General features: G+C 60.3%; 12 protein-coding genes, 2 tRNA genes and 1 rRNA gene. 9 read left to right on the top strand and 6 right to left on the bottom strand.

What is annotated here, in order from left to right; genetic code table 11:
* Positions 1 to 330: 330 nt before the first annotated feature.
* The 4 genes from ACSQ20_RS01365 to ACSQ20_RS01350 form a co-directional block, all read right to left on the bottom strand.
* Positions 331 to 406 (bottom strand) — tRNA-Ala (locus tag ACSQ20_RS01365).
* An 88-nt stretch (positions 407 to 494) separates the two neighbouring features.
* Positions 495 to 571 (bottom strand) — tRNA-Ile (locus ACSQ20_RS01360).
* A 65-nt stretch (positions 572 to 636) separates the two neighbouring features.
* Positions 637 to 2167, bottom strand: a 16S ribosomal RNA gene (locus ACSQ20_RS01355).
* 448 nt (positions 2168 to 2615) lie between these two features.
* Entirely contained in the window at positions 2616 to 3914 is a 1299-nt protein-coding gene (locus ACSQ20_RS01350; protein ID WP_436016730.1) for an SGNH/GDSL hydrolase family protein, read from the bottom strand.
* 207 nt (positions 3915 to 4121) lie between these two features.
* On the opposite strand from ACSQ20_RS01350, the gene paaA reads away from it, so the two are divergent.
* The 8 genes from paaA (at position 4122) to ACSQ20_RS01310 (ending at position 10542) form a co-directional block, all read left to right on the top strand.
* Positions 4122 to 5123 (top strand): 1,2-phenylacetyl-CoA epoxidase subunit PaaA, encoded by a 1002-nt coding sequence (gene paaA, locus ACSQ20_RS01345; RefSeq protein ID WP_436016728.1) that lies wholly within the window; start codon positions 4122 to 4124, stop codon positions 5121 to 5123.
* Positions 5124 to 5179: 56 nt separating this feature from the next.
* Positions 5180 to 5464 carry a 1,2-phenylacetyl-CoA epoxidase subunit PaaB gene (gene paaB / locus ACSQ20_RS01340; RefSeq protein WP_436016726.1) on the top strand — a complete coding sequence of 95 codons (285 nt, stop codon included), beginning with the start codon at positions 5180 to 5182 and terminating at the stop codon, positions 5462 to 5464.
* A 16-nt stretch (positions 5465 to 5480) separates the two neighbouring features.
* Positions 5481 to 6287, top strand: coding sequence for a 1,2-phenylacetyl-CoA epoxidase subunit PaaC (paaC, locus tag ACSQ20_RS01335; protein ID WP_436022846.1), 807 nt, complete (start codon positions 5481 to 5483; stop codon positions 6285 to 6287).
* A 52-nt stretch (positions 6288 to 6339) separates the two neighbouring features.
* Positions 6340 to 6912, top strand: coding sequence for a 1,2-phenylacetyl-CoA epoxidase subunit PaaD (paaD, locus tag ACSQ20_RS01330; protein ID WP_436016724.1), 573 nt, complete (start codon positions 6340 to 6342; stop codon positions 6910 to 6912).
* Between the two features lie 13 nt (positions 6913 to 6925).
* Positions 6926 to 8014, top strand: coding sequence for a 1,2-phenylacetyl-CoA epoxidase subunit PaaE (gene paaE, locus ACSQ20_RS01325; protein ID WP_436016722.1), 1089 nt, complete (start codon positions 6926 to 6928; stop codon positions 8012 to 8014).
* A gap of 122 nt (positions 8015 to 8136) precedes the next feature.
* Positions 8137 to 8991, top strand: coding sequence for a DUF1835 domain-containing protein (locus ACSQ20_RS01320; protein WP_436016720.1), 855 nt, complete (start codon positions 8137 to 8139; stop codon positions 8989 to 8991).
* Positions 8992 to 8995: 4 nt separating this feature from the next.
* Positions 8996 to 9610 carry a TetR/AcrR family transcriptional regulator gene (locus tag ACSQ20_RS01315; RefSeq protein WP_436016718.1) on the top strand — a complete coding sequence of 205 codons (615 nt, stop codon included), beginning with the start codon at positions 8996 to 8998 and terminating at the stop codon, positions 9608 to 9610.
* A 347-nt stretch (positions 9611 to 9957) separates the two neighbouring features.
* Complete coding sequence (locus tag ACSQ20_RS01310; RefSeq protein WP_436022844.1) at positions 9958 to 10542, top strand: GNAT family N-acetyltransferase; 585 nt, start codon at positions 9958 to 9960, stop codon at positions 10540 to 10542.
* Between the two features lie 36 nt (positions 10543 to 10578).
* Here ACSQ20_RS01310 and ACSQ20_RS01305 read toward each other — a convergent pair whose 3' ends face one another.
* Positions 10579 to 11070, bottom strand: a complete 492-nt coding sequence (locus ACSQ20_RS01305; protein ID WP_436022842.1) for an Lrp/AsnC family transcriptional regulator — start codon at positions 11068 to 11070, stop codon at positions 10579 to 10581.
* 151 nt (positions 11071 to 11221) lie between these two features.
* Between ACSQ20_RS01305 and hppD the strand changes: the two genes are divergently transcribed.
* Positions 11222 to 12319, top strand: a complete 1098-nt coding sequence (hppD, locus tag ACSQ20_RS01300) for a 4-hydroxyphenylpyruvate dioxygenase (RefSeq protein WP_436016716.1) — start codon at positions 11222 to 11224, stop codon at positions 12317 to 12319.
* A gap of 125 nt (positions 12320 to 12444) precedes the next feature.
* Here hppD and ACSQ20_RS01295 read toward each other — a convergent pair whose 3' ends face one another.
* On the bottom strand, positions 12445 to 12630 hold the full coding sequence (locus tag ACSQ20_RS01295; protein ID WP_436016714.1) for a hypothetical protein: 186 nt from the start codon (positions 12628 to 12630) through the stop codon (positions 12445 to 12447).
* Positions 12631 to 12941: the final 311 nt, after the last annotated feature.

Here is a 12941-nt window from a genome sequence, read left to right as displayed (position 1 = left end):
CATCCTTCGATGCACGCCTTCACGCTTGCGCTACAGGTTTGAGTTTTGCGTTTGCCGTATTCCAAGCCATCTTTCGATAACTTTTCATACTGATACAATCACTACCCTGATATCTTTCGCATCCATCTCATAGATGCGTCCAATATCCATTACTTCTTCTTCCAGATTGTTAAAGATCGACAGTCGACACTCGCGTGCCGTACTCAATGGCTCAATCGCCAATGACAAAGACTCGGGCCGCACTTGGCACAAACACTTGTCATTGGAGACGCCCCATCCCCTTCGGGGACCGCGCTCTCGTAAGCGCTAAAGCGCTAACGATAGAGGGGGTGGTGGAGGCAGACGGGATCGAACCGACGACCCCCTGCTTGCAAAGCAGGTGCTCTCCCAGCTGAGCTATGCCCCCGCATAACCAATGCATTCCCAGGGCATCCGCCGCACCCCCTACGGGGATGGGATGCTCGCAAGTGCTAAAGCACTAACGATCATCGACATGGTGGGTCTGGTTGGATTCGAACCAACGACCCCCGCCTTATCAAGACGGTGCTCTAACCGACTGAGCTACAGACCCCTGAGTCTGTCTATCTTCACAGTCGATAAGCGTGAGCGCTCAACTTTAAGCGCACTTCGCTCGAGAAAGGAGGTGATCCAGCCGCACCTTCCGATACGGCTACCTTGTTACGACTTCACCCCAGTCATGAATCCTACCGTGGTGACCGTCCTCCCGAAGGTTAGACTAGCCACTTCTGGTAAAACCCACTCCCATGGTGTGACGGGCGGTGTGTACAAGACCCGGGAACGTATTCACCGCGGCATGCTGATCCGCGATTACTAGCGATTCCAGCTTCATGCACTCGAGTTGCAGAGTGCAATCCGGACTACGATCGGTTTTCTGGGATTAGCTCCCCCTCGCGGGTTGGCAACCCTCTGTTCCGACCATTGTATGACGTGTGAAGCCCTACCCATAAGGGCCATGAGGACTTGACGTCATCCCCACCTTCCTCCGGTTTGTCACCGGCAGTCTCCTTAGAGTGCTCTTGCGTAGCAACTAAGGACAAGGGTTGCGCTCGTTGCGGGACTTAACCCAACATCTCACGACACGAGCTGACGACAGCCATGCAGCACCTGTGCGACGGTTCTCTTTCGAGCACTCCCACTTCTCAGCAGGATTCCGTCCATGTCAAGGGTAGGTAAGGTTTTTCGCGTTGCATCGAATTAATCCACATCATCCACCGCTTGTGCGGGTCCCCGTCAATTCCTTTGAGTTTTAATCTTGCGACCGTACTCCCCAGGCGGTCAACTTCACGCGTTAGCTTCGTTACTAAGGAAATGAATCCCCAACAACTAGTTGACATCGTTTAGGGCGTGGACTACCAGGGTATCTAATCCTGTTTGCTCCCCACGCTTTCGTGCATGAGCGTCAGTATTGGCCCAGGGGGCTGCCTTCGCCATCGGTATTCCTCCACATCTCTACGCATTTCACTGCTACACGTGGAATTCTACCCCCCTCTGCCATACTCTAGCCTGCCAGTCACCAATGCAGTTCCCAGGTTAAGCCCGGGGATTTCACATCGGTCTTAGCAAACCGCCTGCGCACGCTTTACGCCCAGTAATTCCGATTAACGCTTGCACCCTACGTATTACCGCGGCTGCTGGCACGTAGTTAGCCGGTGCTTATTCTTCCGGTACCGTCATCCCTCCACCGTATTAGGGCAAAGGTTTTCTTTCCGGACAAAAGTGCTTTACAACCCGAAGGCCTTCTTCACACACGCGGCATTGCTGGATCAGGGTTGCCCCCATTGTCCAAAATTCCCCACTGCTGCCTCCCGTAGGAGTCTGGGCCGTGTCTCAGTCCCAGTGTGGCTGGTCGTCCTCTCAGACCAGCTACGGATCGTCGCCTTGGTAGGCCTTTACCCTACCAACTAGCTAATCCGCCATCGGCCGCCCCTTGAGCGCGAGGTCCGAAGATCCCCCGCTTTCCTCCTCAGAGCGTATGCGGTATTAATCCGGCTTTCGCCGGGCTATCCCCCACTCCAGGACACGTTCCGATGTATTACTCACCCGTTCGCCACTCGCCACCAGGGTTGCCCCCGTGCTGCCGTTCGACTTGCATGTGTAAGGCATGCCGCCAGCGTTCAATCTGAGCCAGGATCAAACTCTTCAGTTCAATACCTGTTACTGTTTTCGATTCTTCTCAGAATCGGTCGCTCACTCAACGTACTGACAGTTCTCGAACCGTCTTTCAACGGCTCTAAACCTTCCTCAATACTGTGTGAGACTTGATGCTTTCGCTTTACCGTCGAACCCCGAAAGGCTCAACTGCGCACTCGCCATCAAGCGCCCACACTTATCGACTGTGAATTGTTAAAGATCGCACCGCTTAACCAGCCCAGCCTTCCTTCGGGTTGCCCCTCCAGCGCCTTGCCTGTCTTGCGTCGCTGCGTTTGCAGCACAGAAGCGAGATTATGCGGCCCGTTACTACTATCGTCAACTGGTTTTTTAAAACCACTTGGCCGCTTGGCCACCCTTTCTCGTCCCTCTCAAAGAGGAAGCGAATAGTAGGCGAAGCCACCTCATATGACAAGCCTATGTCCAAACTTTTTTTCAGCGGTTTTTCAGCGCGAATGGGTGGCCGTTAGCAAAAGGTCCAACGGCACCGCGGCGGCCATCGCCGCATAGCCGGCATCGCTCGGATGAAGGTGGTCGCCGCTGTCGTACTGTGCGCGCAGACGCTCGGGATGGACGGCATCGCGCAATGCGTCGTCGAAATCCACGACGCCATCGAACGCCCGGCTCGACCTGATCCACTCGTTCACCGCCACGCGAATATTTTCACGCGAGGGCGGCAGCGACGCCGGCGTCAGCGTCGCACCGAAGACGCGCACGCCCGAACGATGCGCCTGCCCGATCAAGCGACGATAACCTTCGATGATGCTTTGCGCCGTCACCGCTGTATGCGGTGCGTCGCAGTCGAGCCCTCGGCGCGGGGGCATCGTCGCGAAATCGATGTCGTTGATGCCAATCAGCACAACGGCCGCCTTCACGCCGGGACGCGCGAGTGCATCACGCGCAAAGCGGCGCTCGAGCGCTTCGCCGTAGCACGGTGAATCGCTCAACAGCCGGTTGCCGCTGATGCCGACGTTCAGCACCGACAGCGTACGGTAGCCGCCTTCGGCGAGCCGGTGTGCGAACGCGTCCGGCCAGCGGCGGTTAGCGTTGAGGCTCGAACGCATGCCGTCGGTGATCGAATCGCCGATCGCCGCGATTGCCGAGGCCGATGTAGCGCTCGCCTCCACGCTGATCCCGGTCACCCACGCGTGCGCGGTAAATCGCGTCGGATAAGCAGGCGCGGCCGGATCGGCCGCGTGGTCGCCCGGCGCCGACACATAGTTCACCTGATTCGCGACGCGATGCCAAGCGCTCAGCGCCTGCCCACTCGGCGAATAGGCACTCACGGCGTAGGCAACGCCAGCTTGCAGCGGGAAGGCCGCCGCGTCGCTGTCCGCTTCCTGCCCCGGCTGCAATTCGAGCGAAACGCGGCCGCCGAAAGTGAACCGCACGGATGTATCGGCTTTCGTCGATGCGCCTCCCGTCGAGCGAGCCAGCCGCAGATCCGAAAGGACGAGCGGCGCACATCCGTAGGCATTGCTGACATGAAGGCGGACCTTTTCGCCCGATAAGCGCGGGTAGATGATCTCGCGAACCGTGCGGTCCGACACGTCCGGCGCCCGGTAGAGCGGCGGTGGATCGGGCAACGCCGGGATCGCCTGCAGCGCAGTCGCCCAAGCGGCGACCCATTGCGTTGACGACGAAGGCTCGCCGCCAACCGCACTCGCCGCGCCGAATGCCAGCGGAAATATGTAGATCGATAAGGCACCGAGCGCGCCCAGAGCCATCCGGCTGCAGCAGTTCATGCGAATTCCGTCGAAAAAAACCCGATTGTGCCCGACAACGCGCGGCTCGCGTCCGGGCAAAGGCGAAGCTCCTTTAGGGTATGCCCACCCCCTTAACTCGCCCAACGCCGTTGCATTGCCGCCTTGACCCTGCGACAATTGATTAACCGACCGGTCGGTTGGCTTATCTCCTGGAACGAACCGTTATCCCCTAGACGAGTGCGCTTTATGTATACGCAATCCCTCGATACTCCCGATCACGCGGCGCGCGTCGAGCATAGCGCTCCCAGCACGGCAGAGGATGTCCGTTTCGACGCCGCAATTGCCGCGGATGCGAAGATCGAGCCGCAGGACTGGATGCCCGACGCGTATCGCAACACGCTCGTGCGGCAGATCTCGCAACACGCGCACTCCGAAATCGTCGGCATGCTGCCCGAGGGAAATTGGATCACCCGCGCGCCCAGCTTGAAGCGAAAGGCCATCTTGCTCGCGAAGGTGCAGGACGAAGGGGGACATGGCCTGTATCTCTATAGCGCGGCCGAAACGCTCGGCGTATCGCGCGACGCACTGATCGACGCCTTGCACAGCGGGCGCGCCAAATATTCGAGCATCTTCAACTATCCGGCGCCGACGTGGGCTGATGTCGGTGTGATCGGCTGGCTCGTCGACGGCGCCGCGATCATGAACCAGATTCCGCTGTGCCGCTGCACCTATGGTCCCTACGCACGCGCGATGATCCGCATCTGCAAGGAGGAATCGTTTCATCAACGTCAAGGCTTCGACGCGTTGCTGGCGATGATGAAGGGCACCGATGCGCAGCGCGAGATGGTGCAGCAGGCGGTCGACCGATGGTGGTGGCCCGTCTTGATGATGTTCGGCCCGAGCGACAAAGATTCCGTGCATAGCCAGCAGTCGGCGCGATGGGGCATCAAGCGCATCTCGAACGACGATTTGCGGCAGAAGTTCGTCGACGCAATAGTCGACCAGGCGAAGGTGCTCGGCGTCACTCTGCCCGACCCGAAGTTGGTATGGAACGCAGCACGCGGGCATTACGACTATGGTCCGATCGATTGGGACGAATTCAAGCGTGTCGTCAATGGCGACGGCCCCTGTAACAAGGAACGGCTTGCCACGCGCGTGAAAGCTCACGGCGACGGCGCGTGGGTGCGCGAAGCGGCGCTTGCTCATAGCGAAAAACAACGCAGGCGCGAAGTGGCGCAAGCGGCATGACGCATGCCCGCATCCGTTAGTTCTCTTAATTATTCAGATGATCGAAGGGTGTCTCGATGAACCAAGAATGGCCGATTTGGGAAGTGTTCGTGCGCAGCAAGCAGGGGCTGGATCACAAGCACTGCGGCAGTCTTCACGCCACCGATGCATCGATGGCACTGCGCATGGCGCGCGACGTCTACACGCGCCGGCAGGAAGGCGTCAGCATCTGGGTCGTGCCGGCGTCGGCCATTACCGCATCCGATCCGAACGAAAAAGCCGACATGTTCGAACCGGCCGGCGACAAGATTTATCGTCATCCAACGTTCTATACGTTGCCAGACGAAGTCAATCACATGTAAGCGCGCAATGACGATGATGACGACGATTACAACCGAACATCTCGCCTATGTGCTGCGCTTGGCGGATAACGCGCTGATTCTCGGTCAGCGCAATGCGCAATGGTGCGGCCACGGCCCCGTGCTCGAAGAGGACATCGCGCTCGCCAATATGAGCCTCGATTTGATCGGCCAGGCACGCATGCTCTATTCGCATGCGGCCACGCTCGAATTCCAGGCGATCGGCGTCACGAAAACCGAAGACGATTACGCTTATTTTCGCAACGAGCGCGAGTTCGCCAACTACACGCTCGTGGAGCTGCCTCATTTCGGCCCGCTATGCGCCGCGACCCACGCCAATCAGGACTACGCCGTCACGATCGTGCGCAACTTTCTTTACGCTGCCCTGATGGTGCACGTTTGGAGCGCGCTCGAAGCGTCTTGCGATGCGCAGTTGGCCGCCATCGCCTCGAAGGCGATCAAGGAAACACGCTATCACCTGCATCACGCGCGCGAATGGCTCGTGCGATTTGGCGATGGCACCGATGAATCGCATCGGCGCGCGCAAGCCGCACTCGATTTTCTGATGCCTTATACACGCGAATTTTTTGTGGCCGATGCAGTGGAAGACGCTGTCGCCGCGGCTGGCATCGGCGTGCGCGCAGCGCAGTTCGAAGCGGCATGGTCCGACGCGCTCGCACAGGCGCTAGACGAAGCCACACTCGTTCTCCCGGCCGCCACGCAGCATACGAGCAAGGGCAAGCTCGGTGAGCACTCGGAGCACATGGGCTTCTTGCTAGCCGAACTGCAAGGGCTCGCGCGCCAGCACCCGGGCGCACGCTGGTAGCCTCGTCGCGCTTGCCGCCAACCAAGTCTCGTTTTCGTTTTACGCGCCCAATATGTTTCGGACACCTAATCATCTCTCGGCACCCGTGAGCACCCGCGCCGATTCGATCGACGACGACATCATTCAACATGCATGGTCGGTGCTGGAGGCGGTGCCGGACCCCGAGATTCCCGTGGTATCGATCCGCGAACTCGGCATTTTGCGCAACGTGACGCGCGCAGCGGACGGCACCATCGAGGTCGTGATTACGCCAACCTATTCCGGTTGCCCGGCCATGGCGCAGATCGCGGAGGACATCGGGCGCGCGCTCGACGCCGCGAAGCTCGGCCCCTATCGCATCGAAACCACGCTCGCGCCCGCGTGGACGACTGAGTGGATTACCGATGCCGCAAGAGCGAAACTGCATGCATATGGCATTGCACCGCCCGTCGGTGACGGCGCGTCGGCGTCGGCCACGGCCGAGCGCGTCATTCGCTTCATGCCCAGCGCGAGCGCGCTGCCGACATGCCCGCGATGCAACTCGGCGCACACCGAACGACTCGCCCAGTTCGGCTCGACGGCATGCAAAGCGCTTTATCGCTGCCTCGACTGCCGCGAGCCCTTCGACTACTTCAAACCCTATTGATATCGGTATTGATATGGCCACCCCGCAATTTCACGCGCTGCGCATTCGCGAGGTGCGGCCCGAAACCGCCGACGCGGTTTCCGTTTGTTTCGAAGTGCCGCCTGAGCTACGCGACGACTATCGCTTCACGCAAGGACAGTTCGTCACCCTCAAGGCACATGTCGATGGTGTCGAGCTGCGGCGTTCCTATTCGATCTGCGTTGGGGTGACCGACTACGAACGCGATGGCGAACTGCGCATCGGCGTCAAACGCGTACGAGGGGGACGCTTTTCGAATTTCGCGTTCGATACGCTTAAAGCCGGTCACCTGGTTGAGGTCATGACGCCCGACGGGCGCTTCTTCACGCACCTGAACGCCGAGCACGGCAAGCGGTATCTGGCGTTCGCCGGCGGGTCCGGCATCACGCCGGTGCTTGCCATCGTCAAGACGACGCTCGAACTCGAACCGCGCAGTACGTTCACGCTCATTTACGGCAACCGCGATGCCGACTCGGTCATGTTCGCCGAAGCGCTCGAGGATCTGAAAAACCGGTTCATGACGCGCTTCATCCTTTATCACGTGCTCTCAGACGATATTCAGGACACCGAACTATTTAACGGCGTTCTCGACGAAGCCAAATGTGCGGCATTCCTGGCGACACTCGTACCAGCCGGCACGATTGACGAAGCATTTATCTGCGGCCCGGCACCAATGATGGATGCCGCGGAATCCGCGCTCAAAGCAGCGGGCGTCGCGGAATCGAAGATCCACGTCGAGCGCTTCGGCACGCCGCTGCCGCAGGCGGGCGCCCCTGTCGTCGAGATCACCGAGGACACGCCGGCGGCCGACCTCGAGATCGTGCTCGACGGCAAACGCCGCAAGCTGCGCCTGCCGTATACGGGCGCGAGCCTGCTCGACGTCGGGCTGCATGCGGGGCTCGCGCTGCCTTATGCCTGCAAGGGCGGCGTATGCTGCACGTGCCGAGCGAAGGTGCTCGAAGGCGAAGTGAAAATGGACAAGAACTACACGCTCGAAGCGCAGGAGATTCGTGACGGATTCGTGCTCACCTGCCAATGCCACCCGGTAACCGAGCGCGTCGTCGTAAGCTACGACGAGCGCTAGCGCGGCGCTCGTCGCGTTTCGCTTACACTAGCGCCGCGCTGCGACGGTCGCGTTCAAGAATGAATTGAATGGACTCGCGCAGCGCGGCGCTCCGTTTTCCAACGCGACGAATTCTGCGACATATGGAACCCATTCACCCCATTCATATCACGCCGGGCGGAAGCGCCGCCGACTCGCTGCGCGAGGCACTTGCTCTTGCGGGCGGCGAGGAGCAGATCGTCGATCTGCGAGACGACCTGGCGGTGGGCCCGTTGGATGACGTCGATGAATCGCCGGCCGGCCGGGCCGCCTTTTGGCGCACCGTCTTCGGCGACGACGCCACCATCGATTTCTCGCTTGTAATCGAAAGTGACATGGCGCGGATCGCGGCACTGGTCGGCTCTGACGCGCCCGTTCTCGTCTGGCACGGGCAAAGCGCGGCGGACCAGCTGATGCTGCGCCGCATCGCCTACCACCTGCGCAAGGCGCCGCATCGCTTGTTCGAAGTCAGCCTGTCGCTTGCGGACCTGCCGCCGTCGTCGCGTGCGGCCACCCGTGACAACGGCGCTACGGCTGTCGGCATGTTCGCCGCGCAGACCCTCTTGTTCAGACGCGCCGACGCGATGCCCATCGCCGTGGCTCGCGCAGCGCAGCTCGCCAGCGAATGGGATGCCGTCAAAAATACGCCGTCCGATGCGCGAGCGTGGCGCGCCGGCAAGATCGAATATGGCAGTTTCGCGCCGCTCGACGCCGTGATCTTGCGGCGCGCCGAGCCTCAGTGGCGCGACGTCGGTCCGCTCATAGGCGAACTGATGGTCACCGAGGTCGGTTTCTTCGTCACCGATGCGCTCGCGTGCTGGCGCTGCCGCGAACTCGCCGCGGCCGGACTCGTTCAGTTGAGCGGGGAACCAAGCGGCCCGGCAAGCTGGCGTGGTTTGCAAATACGTGCTGCATCCGCCGCCGGACCACAATCGTCGACCGCCAACCCAACCACTTGATTTCATGGCCCGCACCCGAGCACCCGATCATGAAGCGCAGCGAGAGCAGATTCTCGAACTCGCCGCCGCCAAATTCGCCCAAACGAGCTATCCGAGTACGTCGATGGCTGACCTTGCTGCCGCGAGCGGCACGTCGAAAGCGCGTCTTTATCACTATTACGACAGCAAGGAAGCGATTCTCTTCGATCTGCTCGACCGCTATACGAAGCGGCTCATGCTGATCATCGCCGAGGTCGAAGGGTCGAGCCAGCGGCGCGGCCTCTCCGAGCGCGAGACGTTTGCCGAGCTCGTGCGCGCTTTTCTGGCCGAATATGAAACGTCGCATAGCCGCCACGTCGCACTGCTCAACGATGTCAAATATCTGGTCGAGACGCAGCGCGAGATCGTCCTCGATCGACAGCGCGATATCGTCGCCGCGTTTGCGCGCCAGCTCGCCCGTGCCTATCCCGAGCGCGTCACGAACGACAATCAGACGCCGCTCACGATGATGGTTTTCGGGATGATCAACTGGACGTTTACATGGCTCAGGCCGGGAGGCCGTCTCGGCTATCAGGATTTCGCAGCGCAGGTCATCGACGTGCTCGAGCGCGGCCTTCGCGCCTCTGTCGCGACGCCATAATTGGCCGCGGCCCCGCACCGCACCGCACCGCACCGCACCGCACCGCAGCATCTTCAAACGCGGTGCAAACGCAACAGCATGACCTGGTGCGCCGATACAACACTCATATATTTCTTATAAAAATCAATTGCTTGTGTTTTAACGTCCGCGCGAAATAGAGGCCGCACTCGGCAAAAATACGGGTTTTCCCTAGGCTCGAACATGCGTTTCAAGTAGACTCGCGTTGCGATGCAGCAATACGCATGCCGAACCAAAAGGAGGACCTTGTGACCGATTCTCGCACCCTAGCCGCGCCGACTGGTGCAACCACGCAGCCTTCCAATACGAACGGCCGCGAATGGGTTCTCGTGCGCGAGCTGACCGCCAAGGATCGCGAGCGCCTGCTCGCTCATTTCCTCTCGCTCGGTGACGACGACCGGCTGCTGCGCTTTGGTCAAGTCGTGCCCGATCATGTCATCGAGAATTATGTCGGCATGATCGACTTCGCGCGCGACACGGTCTTCGGCGTGTTTGACGACGCACTCGCGCTCGTCGGCGTTGGCCATCTGGCCTATCTGCCCGCCGAGAGCAAAGCGCGTACAGCAGAATTCGGCGTATCGGTTCTCGAGCGTTCGCGCGGCAAAGGCATCGGCACGCAACTCTTCGAGCGCGCGGCCATGCACAGCCGCAACACGCACGTCACGACGCTCTACATGTACTGCCTGGCGCGCAACACAAAGATGATGCATATCGCCAAGAAGGCCGGCATGCGGATCGAATATGCCTACGGCAGCGCCGACGCGTATCTGACGCTGGCCCCCGCCGACCAGACCAGCATCGTCACCGAGATGCTGCAGGAACAAGCCGCCGTCTTTGACTATGCGATCAAGCGCCAAGCGCAGCGCACGACGCAGATCATCGAGGCCATCATGCCGTCGGACGCGCTCGCATAGCGTGAAACACCGCTGCGCAACGCGACGCGCCCGCCATCAGAGAATCGGCAGCGCCGTCGTCTCCTTGAAACTCTCGAGGGCAAAGCTCGTTTTCACATCGACGACCGACGGATGGTGCAGCAGTTGGTCCTGCACGAAGCGGGAGAAATGCACCATGTCCTTCACCTGGACACGCAGCAGATAGTCCATTTCGCCGGTCATCGCATGGCAAGCCACCACCTCGGGCCAGCTTTGAACCGTCGCACGAAACAGCTCGGCGTGGGTCGTGCCGGCATGCCCCGTTGCCCCGCCGCGCTTTTCGAGCCGCACGTTCACATAGGCAAGCAACCCCAAACCAAGCTTTTGCGGATCGAGCAGCGCGACATAGCCGCGAATGACTCCGCTTTGCTCGAGACGGCGGACCCGCCGCAGACAAGGGCTCGGCGAAAGATTCACCTGCTCGGCGATCTCCTGATTCGAGGCACGTCCGTTTTCCTGCAGGATCGCCAGAATTCGCCGATCGACGGCGTCTAATTCGATATCGGCCATTTTTCTCATGCAAGCCTGCCTTCATTGGCAGAAGATTGCGCCATAGTAGGTTGCCGCACCGCAATCCGCAACACTTCGCCTCAGCGCGCGCTATACACTTGCGTCTATCAGGCGCCGGGCATCGCACCGGCCCACAAGGACGGAGACGCGCATGCAAATTCAAACGTGGGATAACCCGGTCGGCACCGACGGTTTCGAATTCATTGAATACACGGCGCCCGACCCGAAAGCGCTCGGCAAGCTATTCGAGCGGCTGGGCTTCACCGCCGTTGCACGACATCGCCACAAAGACGTGACGCTTTATCGGCAAGGGGGCATCAATTTCATCGTGAACGCGGAGCCCGATTCATTCGCCCAACGGTTTGCGCGTCTGCACGGGCCGTCGATCTGCGCCATCGCGTTTCGCGTCAACGATGCGGCCAAAGCGTACCGCCACGCGCTCGAACTCGGCGCCTGGGGGTTCGACAACAAGACCGGCCCGATGGAGCTCAATATCCCCGCCATCAAAGGCGTCGGCGACTCGCTGATCTATTTCGTGGACCGCTGGCGCGGCAAGCATGGTGCCGCACCGGGCAGCGTTGGCGACATCGACATCTACGATGTCGACTTCGAGCCCATCGAGGCGGCCGATCCGAACCCTGTCGGACACGGCCTGACCCATATCGACCATCTCACGCACAACGTCCATCGCGGACGAATGCAGGAATGGGCGGCCTTTTACGAACGTCTCTTCAATTTCCGCGAGATTCGTTACTTCGATATCGAAGGCAAGGTGACCGGCGTCAAATCGAAAGCGATGACCTCACCGTGCGGCAAGATTCGCATTCCGATCAACGAAGAAGGCTCGGAAACGGCCGGGCAGATTCAGGAATATCTCGAGGCCTATCACGGCGAGGGTATCCAGCACATCGCGCTCGGCAGCCACGACATCTATCGGACCGTCGACGGACTGCGGGCATCGGGCGTGCAACTGCTCGATACGGTCGATACCTATTACGAGTTGGTTGATCGCCGCGTGCCCGAGCATGGCGAGCCGCTTGCCGAGTTGAAACGGCGCAAGATTCTGATCGATGGAGCGAAAGACGACCTGCTGCTGCAGATCTTCACCGAGAACCAAATCGGACCGATCTTCTTCGAGATCATCCAGCGCAAGGGCAATCAAGGGTTCGGCGAGGGAAACTTCAAGGCGCTATTCGAATCGATCGAACTCGACCAGATCCGACGCGGCGTATTACACGATAAGGCCTGAGCTGCGCACGGCCCGCGCAAACGAAAAAGGCGCGACGCCCGCCGTAATGCGAACGTTTGCGCCCTTTCGTACTCGTTGATTGAGCGCGTCGAGCCGAGCTAATCCCGGCGGCGCGCGACGAATTCCTAATCGGCTTTCGATACCTGATCCAAGGCCTGCGGGCCGACACCCGCGCCCGCCATCCGCACGCCATGAGACACGGCGGCGGCCAACCTGTCGGGCGTCGCGGCTCTGGCCGCGGGAACCGGCAGGTTCATCGCAAAAAAAGCGGCGGAAACCATCAGAAAGCTCTGAACATTTCGTTTGTGCATCTGTACTCCTTTCTCTCTTTCGCGCCCGGTGCTGCTGAACGCGAGTCGTTTTACGGCACTCGCATGTTGCGGCGAGCAGGCAATTAGACCAGGGGCGCCGCCGCGGTTCCAGCTTCCATACAGCGCGTTACCCTCGTTACAGACCGATACCTCTCGCGATCCAATACGAGATTCATATGAGATGTCGAAATGCCCGCACTGACGCGCCAGACGGCGCACCGCGGCATTTTTGATGTCCTGCGGCGGGTTTCTCCCAGTGATACCATCTGTAAAAAGCCGTCAATATGGCGGCCGGTCGGGGCGTCCACAAG

It is taken from the genome of Trinickia sp. LjRoot230, from assembly GCF_964253315.1.
GTDB lineage: Bacteria > Pseudomonadota > Gammaproteobacteria > Burkholderiales > Burkholderiaceae > Trinickia.
The sequence above is the reverse complement of the archived record's forward strand: the minus strand, read 5'-3'. Positions and strand labels throughout refer to the sequence as shown.